Source organism: Peribacillus sp. P4_C12, assembly GCF_056402095.1.
Window position 1 is genome coordinate 1 of the sequence record NZ_JBFUIB010000175.1, and the last position, 7,224, is coordinate 7,224.

Below are 7,224 nucleotides of genomic sequence, written 5' to 3' on the forward strand. Positions count from 1 at the left end.
ATTCCATCCTCTCTTTCTAACCACTTACCATAAGGTGCTTTCTCCTTAAAATACCATGAACGGAAATGTGTAATCCGCCTTTATTCATGACAGCCATGGACTCGATGATAATTTTTTTATCCAATATAATTAATCATTGCAACTTCATCACAAGAGTTAAACTTGGGGCAATTCATACAATCAATCCACACTTTTTCTGGCAAAGTATCCTTTGAAATAATTTCAAAGTTACATTTTTTAAAAAACTCCGTTTCGTATGTTAATGATATTAATCTGCTAATTTCAAGTCGTGAAGCTTCATTTATAATATGATTAACTAATTTACGACCTATACCTTGACCAGAATGATTTGGATCTACGACTAATGAACGTACCTCTGCTAGGTCCTGACCTAAAACATGTAATCCGGCAACCCCAAGTATTTTATTATCCTCTTTCATGACATACATACATTGTAAATGTTGATATAGTGATAATTTTGTACGAGGCAAAACTACTCCTTGTTCAGCCTGAATTTGTATTAAATTATAAATATATTTAACATCACTGGTTACTGCATGATAAATATCCATATCTTATCTCCTTTTAGATCTTAGAATGTTTATTATAAAAATATATTATTTTGTATTTTTATGCAATGAAATGTTTTTTTATTTATGTCAACGCTACCACGTCTCCCCACGTAACGAGAATACGTGCAATCCATTTTCGCGCCCCGGACTTTTCCTGCATCACATTGCTTGGAATTTCAAACAAGAAATAGCTGATAAAGAAAATACCAGAAACGATTCCAAACATCTGGCTTGTCAGTGCCAGTGCCTCGTTCATGTCCAAAGCCGCATAACCTAAATTCGCTCTTTCAATGAATGCGATTACATACAAGACAATAAGAAATGGTACAATTCGTCTTGTCACTTTTCTAGTCGTCAGTCTTTCTAAACATAGTTGCATTGCTCATGTCGCTCACTCATAAATGCAAATATTTAAAAACAAAAACCTCAATTTATTTGTTAATGAGAATAAGCTAAATAACATTCCATTAATTGAGGACTGAAAACAACTTAAAAGTACCCTTTTACATCAGTAAAGTTTCAAAAGTACTTCCCTTTTATTATTAAGTTTTACAGTTTGCGAAACCAGGTTGTAGTCATTAAAGAAAACTCTTGATTAACTCAACAGTTTTTTATACAATATTTGTAATACAAATATTCGCTTTTTTGTAGTTTAATTAAAGGCTTTTCTTTATTATAAACAAATTGAAAGCGCTTTCGAATTGATATTTCCCCAAATTAGAATAAAATCTCAATACATTCCATAAATATGTCATACAAATTTAAATTCATAATGCAAATTTTTAGCTTTTATACTTCTCTATTGAGATAAAACATGAAAGGTGATAGATTATTTTGTCCCAAAAAGAAAGTGTTTCTCAAATGATCTCCCGTGAATTATTAAACATGATTGAAACAGGGCAGTTCCGTCCAGGTTCTAAGCTGCCAACGGAAAAGGAGTTAACGGCTCATTTTTCTGTAAGCAGAGCACCCATACGCGAGGCATTAAGCATGCTGCGTGCTGCTGGTGTCATTAACTCCCGTCAAGGAGGCGGAAGCTATGTGGAAGAAACGACAAGTTCAACATTCATACATCGCATACAAGTAGAAAGAGATGATGTTGAAAATATTAAGTATCTATTTGAGATGCGAAAGATTCTGGAGCCTGAAGCGGCCTATTTAGCTGCCCTAAGACGTACACCAAAATGCCTTGACCAAATGAAGAATATTTTAAAAAGAATGGAAGAAGAATCTATTGAAAAAGGTACTACCGCCATCCATTCTGATATAGAATTTCACAGTTCCATTATTAAGGCTACGCAAAATCCGATTATGATTCAAACGCTTGAAAGCTTATCTACTCTCTATGAAAAAGCGTTAAACATTACTCTTCGTCCAAACGAACAATTAAAACGAAAAAGTAAAGCAGTCTACGATGAACATCAAAGCATTCTTCTGGCAATTGAAGCAGAAGAGCCCGAATTGGCTAAACTTCAATGCCAGATTCATTTAAGAAACGCCGAGAAAAAATTAAGTTTATTTTTACAGGATTATACAGTATAGCAAAACAGAAAGGATGATAATGAAATGAAAGTAATAACCGCCAATCACATTCAGGAAATCGATGCAATTATAAAAACGGGAAAAGTCTATACAGATGAAAGTGACCGCTTTAGCTATTCATTCGATGCTTCATTCGGGACGTATTTGCCGGACCTCGTCATTCAGACAAAAAGTACAGAAGAGCTAGTATCCCTCGTGAAGTTTGCGAATCGGGAGAAAATCCCTCTTTATCCACGGGGTCAGTCTACTAGTTTAAGTGGCGGGCCGCTTCCGGTTAAAGGGGGCATCGTCCTCGATTTATCTGTGATGAATGATATTCTGGAAATTCACGAAGAGGACCTTGTAGCAGTGGTTTCTCCTGGTGTTTTGACATCGAATATACATAAAGCAGCTGAACAAAAAGGATTTATGTATCCACCTGACCCAAGCAGTTCTCACGTCTCGACAATTGGCGGCAATTTAGCTGAAAACTCTGGAGGGCCGAGGGGGCTGAAATACGGCGTAACGAAAGATTATGTTATTGGCCTTGAAGTGATTACACCTGAAGGAGAACTCATAAAAACAGGAGGGAGTACCGTTAAGAATGTGACCGGATACGACTTAACAAAGCTGATTGTCGGATCAGAAGGTACACTCGGCATCATTACGAAAGCAGTGCTCAGACTCATTCCTAAACCGAAAGCTACTGCAACAATAATGGTTATTTTTGATAGTTTAGTAGATGCAGGAAGTGCGATTTCCAAAATTCTTTCTGCCGGTATTTTCCCTTCAAAAATGGAATTGATGGATCAGGCATCCATTGTAGCAGTTGAACAGTTTGAGCCACTTGGCTTACCTGTTGATGCGGCTGCACTTATTTTAATTGAAATGGATGGCCATCCACTTGCTTTGCAAGAAGAAGTGGCCCAGGCATCTGAATTATGTCGTTCCGTAGGAGCAAGAGAAGTTAGAATTCCAAAGGACAAAGTCGAAGAATCGGAACTATGGAGAGCACGAAAGCTCGTATCTCCGGCCATTGTTCGGATTAAGCCAACGAAAATTTCAGAAGACGCCACCGTTCCTCGCAGCAAAATTCCTGAAATGTGTGAAAGACTRCAGAAAATAAGAGACAAGTATGGTGTTCATCTCGTTGTTTTTGGGCATGCAGGTGATGGTAACCTTCATCCTAACATTATTTGTGATAAAACGGATAAAGAAGAAATGAGCCGCGTTGAACTAGCTGTTTCGGAAATTTTTATGGCGGCCATTGAGCTYGGCGGAACCTTGTCCGGCGAGCATGGCATTGGAATGATGAAAGCTCCCTTTATGGAAATGGAGCTAGGGGCAGCCGGCCTCGATATTATGAAACGGATTAAAGAAGTATGGGATCCAAATAACATTATGAACCCAGGGAAAATTTTCCCTGAACCGGGACAAAAATTGGAGTTGAGCTAACATGGAAACATCACTTAAACAGTTAAGAGAAGAATTTCAATACGACAAAACAAATAACTGCGTCCAATGCGGCTATTGTTTGCCTGTGTGTCCGACTTATACAACATTCGGAAAAGAGACACATTCACCACGTGGTCGAATTAACTTAGTGAAAATGGTCGGTGAAGGAAAAATTACCGACTTATCTGTTCTCGAAGAACCATTCGATTTGTGTTTAGGCTGCAGGGCGTGCGAAACAGCCTGCCCGACAGGTGTAGAATATGGTTCCATTTTAGAAGCCACTCGCGCAGCACTTGTCAAACGCAAAACCTTTTCTATACCCGTGCGGCTACTCCGAAAATCTATGCTGAAAAAGGTTTTCCCAAGTAGGACGATGATGAATGTCACTGGACACTCCATTTGGCTATACAAAAAAAGTGGGCTGCAAAAAGCGGCTCGTTCATCAGGTATTATGAAAAAGCTACCTAATAATCTTGGTGCCTTCGAAGCAATCATGCCGGAACCCGTTTCACCGGTGGAACGAGGGCGTGCCCTGACAGAAGTGAAAGCAAAATTGAATCCGAAATATATAGTAGCCTTTTTCACCGGTTGTATTATGGATGCGATGTTCCACCACATTAACCAATTATCCATTAAGCTTCTTTCAGAAGCGGGCTGTGATGTTGTCGTTGTACCGAAACAAACATGCTGCGGCGCACTGCACGCCCATTCTGGAGAAATGGATGAAGCACGCAATCTTGCGAAACAAAACATTCTGGCTTTTGAAAAAGTGGAAGCTGATTTTATTGTCAATAATGCTGGAGGATGCGGCGCCATGTTATATGAATACGGTCATTTACTTTCAGATGACAGCGAATGGGCAGACAGAGCAAGAGCTTTTTCAGCAAAGTCAAAAGATATCAGCCAAATTCTTGTTGAATGCGGATTACCAGAGATAGCAGCCCGAGTTGGCGAGAGAGTTACTTATCAGCGCTCTTGCCATATGACTAACGTTCAAAAAGTAACGCAAGAACCAGTCGAATTATTGAAAAAAGTGCCTGGAATACGACTTATTGAAATGGATCAGGCTGATATGTGCTGTGGATCTGCAGGCATTTATAATATTGTAAACTATGATTCATCCATGCAGATTCTTGATGAGAAAATGAAGCACACGAAAGCCACAGAGGCAGCTGTTATTATTACAACAAATCCTGGCTGCCTATTACAGATGAAACTTGGTATTGATCGTGAAGGACTCACACAATCAATGCGCGCCCTTCATCTAATTGAATATTTAGCTGAAGCTGCCGGTATCGATTATTAAATTCCTTCATCTATTGGTCTATTTGGCAAGGTGTCTTGCCCAATAGATCAATAGAATCTCAAGAGTTTAAGTGAATTACTTCACAATTATGGACGATTTACAAATGAAGAAAGTAGTTCATTTATTGCAGAAATGCTGCTTTCGTTGTTACTTAAGAAAAGGCTGTCTATACAACAGCCTGACTATTACACCCTAAGTTAGTCTTCTTGTATCTATTTATGGTCCATAAAAATTCATAAATAGCATGAGAAATATGTTTAAAACTAACAATATCTTACCAAAGAGATTTTTTATGGCTAAAACAGAAAATACAATAGAAATTAAGAATGAAAAAATTGCGAGTTTTGGTGGAAAATACACAACGTCTAAAATGCCTATCATAGGAAAATACAAAAATAAAATGCTAACAAATATAAATATCATTGAAAAAAGTAATGCTATCGTGATATAAATATAAGTCCTGAGTTTTTTCAGTTGTTGTTTCTCATAACTATTATCAACCATTTTTTCCTCCTGATATTTAGTTTGTTTAATCCTTAAAAATCAACCTTTTCCGAATACTATTCTTTATCTGAACAATAAATACCTTCTTCCACTATCCTRCCCCTTTAGTTCCATAAGAAAAAGAGCTGCAGAAGCAACTCTCTTATTGAAGTAAAGCACCTGTTAGTTCAAGTACAATATTTCACAAACTTCACTTACTGCGGTAAGTATTAGTTTTGGAACTCTTCAATTCTATCCAACCATTCATTTAATAGAGTACTAAAAAGTTGTGGTTGATCAATTTGTAAATTGTGACCTGCTATATCCAATACAGCAAATGTTCCTCGTGGATACTTGTTTATTATGTCAAGAGCATCTTTATATCCAACCGAAGAGTCTTGTCTTCCTAACAGGAATACACTGGGTTTAATAAAATCAGTCTGGTCAATCTTAAAAGAAAACCCATATTTATTCTTAACCTTATTTAGAAACTTTTCATCTCCAATTTTACAAMCAMTTAGAATTTCTTTGTTGTACCTTAACCATGTGTACTCATCAAGTATAATGTTGTTTTTTCTAAAATCTTCTAATTCACCCTTTGATAAATTTTCAATAAACTTTTCATCTTTTCTCAATATTTTATGTTTCTCAACTGTTATATTTTTTTTAAAAGGAATAATAAGAGGACATATAAATGCTGCACCGAGTATTTGTTCTTGATGCTTTTCAATAATGCCCCTAGCTATATAGCCACCGTAAGATTCCCCAGCAATTACGTACTCTTGGTTAGGAATTACAGCTTGAATAAAATCTAAAACAGCATTCAACATTTCATCAGAACTGCTTATTTCGTTATATTCTTTTGTTAATCCCATTCCAGGTAGATCAATATAAATACGTCGCCACCCCTCCCTCTTAGTAAATATAGGTTCCATACAACCACTCATTAATCGATGGTCCGGAGAATAACCGTGTATCATTAAAATTGGTTTACCTTCCCCTAAATCTTCATAATAAATTTCAGCTTGGCGAACTTTGCAATATGCCATATTAATCCTTCTTTCTATAAAAATCATTTTAATTAACAGTACCTATCCTCTTTTTGTTTCTTCAATTCCTTCTTCGACTAACCTGCCCCGATAGTTCAATAAGAAAAAGACTGCCGCAGCAACCCCTGTTATTGAAGTAAAGCACCCTTTAATTTTTTATTAAATAAATATTTTTAAATTAAAATCCGTTCCCTTGAAATAAAATTCTCATTACTTCAATACCAATAAAGTAAAATAAACCAACTAAAATACTAAGACCTAAAGATACCCTTTTCCAATATCCCTTTTCGCTGAATCCAGCGAAAATCAAAGATAAAGTAATTCCTGTTATCATTAATAATCGAAACGTTGAGACTTCAGGATTAATGATTAAAGATACATCCATACCAAAGAATCCAATCACCAATATTATTAAAGCGAATGAAATAACTCCAAAATATTTTTCCATTACTCCCACCCCCTTTAACTTATTTTACCATTTAATGAAGGGGGTTTATTTTTATTTTCTTTATTAAACTATCCTGCCCCTATAGTTCAACAAGAGAAATGAACAAAAAAAGAACCCCTTTGCAATAAAGGAATCCTTTTTCATTCAATTTCAGTTGCAAATTGAACCAATTCAGGGTGATCTGCCATGTCTTGCATCGCTTTTTCTCTTTGTTTTTTTGCTGTTTCAATGTCATCTTCAACTAATGTTTCACTTCCAGGTAATAGAATAACTTCTTCATCTACTGGCGCATTTGCTAAATCAGATTGGGAAGAAGAAAGACCAATGAAAGTGATTAATAAGCCGAATAACATAAGGATTTTCTTAAACATAATCTACCTCCTTAAGATA

Annotated in this window: 9 protein-coding genes; 4 read left to right on the forward strand and 5 right to left on the reverse strand. The window is 36.4% G+C overall.

The features are described from left to right. Positions 1-116: 116 nt before the first annotated feature. Complete coding sequence (locus AC1DUW_RS17675) at positions 117-572, reverse strand: N-acetyltransferase (protein WP_053345591.1); 456 nt, start codon at positions 570-572, stop codon at positions 117-119. Positions 573-654: 82 nt separating this feature from the next. Further along, on the reverse strand, positions 655-951 hold the full coding sequence (locus AC1DUW_RS17680) for an MFS transporter (RefSeq protein WP_053345590.1): 297 nt from the start codon (positions 949-951) through the stop codon (positions 655-657). A gap of 455 nt (positions 952-1,406) precedes the next feature. Here AC1DUW_RS17680 and AC1DUW_RS17685 point away from each other — a divergent pair, with 455 nt between their 5' ends. The 4 genes from AC1DUW_RS17685 (at position 1,407) to AC1DUW_RS17700 (ending at position 5,305) form a co-directional block, all read left to right on the forward strand. Further along, on the forward strand, positions 1,407-2,114 hold the full coding sequence (locus AC1DUW_RS17685) for a FadR/GntR family transcriptional regulator (protein WP_053345589.1): 708 nt from the start codon (positions 1,407-1,409) through the stop codon (positions 2,112-2,114). Between the two features lie 24 nt (positions 2,115-2,138). Further along, entirely contained in the window at positions 2,139-3,548 is a 1,410-nt protein-coding gene (locus tag AC1DUW_RS17690; RefSeq protein WP_053345588.1) for an FAD-binding oxidoreductase, read from the forward strand. Position 3,549: 1 nt separating this feature from the next. Beyond that, entirely contained in the window at positions 3,550-4,854 is a 1,305-nt protein-coding gene (locus tag AC1DUW_RS17695; protein WP_053345587.1) for a (Fe-S)-binding protein, read from the forward strand. Between the two features lie 292 nt (positions 4,855-5,146). After that, entirely contained in the window at positions 5,147-5,305 is a 159-nt protein-coding gene (locus AC1DUW_RS17700; RefSeq protein ID WP_157444014.1) for a hypothetical protein, read from the forward strand. A gap of 262 nt (positions 5,306-5,567) precedes the next feature. On the opposite strand, the gene AC1DUW_RS17705 is transcribed toward AC1DUW_RS17700, so the two are convergent. From AC1DUW_RS17705 to AC1DUW_RS17715, 3 genes are all read right to left on the reverse strand, one after another. Beyond that, positions 5,568-6,386: an alpha/beta fold hydrolase gene (locus AC1DUW_RS17705; RefSeq protein ID WP_477643090.1), complete on the reverse strand. Its 819-nt coding sequence runs from the start codon at positions 6,384-6,386 to the stop codon at positions 5,568-5,570. Between the two features lie 178 nt (positions 6,387-6,564). After that, entirely contained in the window at positions 6,565-6,834 is a 270-nt protein-coding gene (locus tag AC1DUW_RS17710) for a hypothetical protein (protein WP_053345584.1), read from the reverse strand. Between the two features lie 140 nt (positions 6,835-6,974). Then, complete coding sequence (locus AC1DUW_RS17715) at positions 6,975-7,205, reverse strand: hypothetical protein (protein WP_053345583.1); 231 nt, start codon at positions 7,203-7,205, stop codon at positions 6,975-6,977. Positions 7,206-7,224: the final 19 nt, after the last annotated feature.

Coding starts and splice junctions, on each gene's coding strand:
- AC1DUW_RS17675 (WP_053345591.1), bottom strand. CDS start 572: ATGGATATTTATCATGCAGTAACCAGTGATGTTAAATATATTTATAAT.
- AC1DUW_RS17715 (WP_053345583.1), bottom strand. CDS start 7,205: ATGTTTAAGAAAATCCTTATGTTATTCGGCTTATTAATCACTTTCATT.
- AC1DUW_RS17710 (WP_053345584.1), bottom strand. CDS start 6,834: ATGGAAAAATATTTTGGAGTTATTTCATTCGCTTTAATAATATTGGTG.
- AC1DUW_RS17680 (WP_053345590.1), bottom strand. CDS start 951: ATGCAACTATGTTTAGAAAGACTGACGACTAGAAAAGTGACAAGACGA.
- AC1DUW_RS17700 (WP_157444014.1), top strand. CDS start 5,147: ATGGCTAAAACAGAAAATACAATAGAAATTAAGAATGAAAAAATTGCG.
- AC1DUW_RS17695 (WP_053345587.1), top strand. CDS start 3,550: ATGGAAACATCACTTAAACAGTTAAGAGAAGAATTTCAATACGACAAA.